Raw genomic sequence first — 591 nt, 5'->3', positions numbered from 1 at the left:
GCTCAATGAGCGCCGTTTTTGTATTCTAATTTAAGCTCTAAAAATTATAGAGACTCAGTGAACGTACGTGCGATAACGTCACGTTGCTGTTCAGTTGTTAGAGAGTTGAAACGTACAGCGTAACCCGATACACGGATAGTTAGCTGTGGGTAGTTCTCTGGGTGAGCAACTGCGTCTTCTAGCGTTTCACGCTTAAGAACGTTAACGTTTAGGTGTTGACCACCTTCGATGCGTGGTGCTGCTTCGATTGCAACTTCACGGCTTTCGTACTCGCCTAGGTCTGCAGCTGAGATAACTTGGTCAGCTTCGAAACCTGCAGTAGCAACAACACAACGAGCTTCATTCTTCTCGCTATCTAGTAGCCAGATTGAGTTTAGTAGGTCATCGTTTGCTGCTTTAGTAATTTGAATACCTTGGATCATAACTATCTCCTAGTCCACTAAATGTGGTTTGATTATGGTGTTAACTTTCGATTTTTATTGAGCTGGGTAATATATACCTAATATTAGTAAGGTTAACATTGATTTAAGTCAAAAAACAACCAAAAACCATATTTTTACAAAGGTGATTATATTGAGGTAAATCAATAAA

At 39.8% G+C, this 591-nt stretch carries 1 protein-coding gene; it reads right to left on the bottom strand.

Going from position 1 to position 591, the window contains the following annotated elements; translation table 11 throughout:
• Positions 1-44 precede the first annotated feature (44 nt).
• Positions 45-422 carry an autonomous glycyl radical cofactor GrcA gene (gene grcA, locus AB4133_RS22085; RefSeq protein ID WP_017059315.1) on the bottom strand — a complete coding sequence of 126 codons (378 nt, stop codon included), beginning with the start codon at positions 420-422 and terminating at the stop codon, positions 45-47.
• Between the last annotated feature and the right edge of the window lie 169 nt (positions 423-591).

It is taken from the genome of Vibrio sp. 10N.286.52.F8 (genome assembly GCF_041468745.1).
In the GTDB taxonomy this organism is placed as follows: Bacteria; Pseudomonadota; Gammaproteobacteria; order Enterobacterales; family Vibrionaceae; genus Vibrio; species Vibrio crassostreae_C.
Note: the sequence above shows the minus strand (reverse complement) of the source record. Positions and strands in the feature narration are given on the sequence as shown.

Bases quoted from the DNA above. Each gene is read 5' to 3' on its own strand.
- grcA (WP_017059315.1), bottom strand. From the start codon at position 422: ATGATCCAAGGTATTCAAATTACTAAAGCAGCAAACGATGACCTACTA.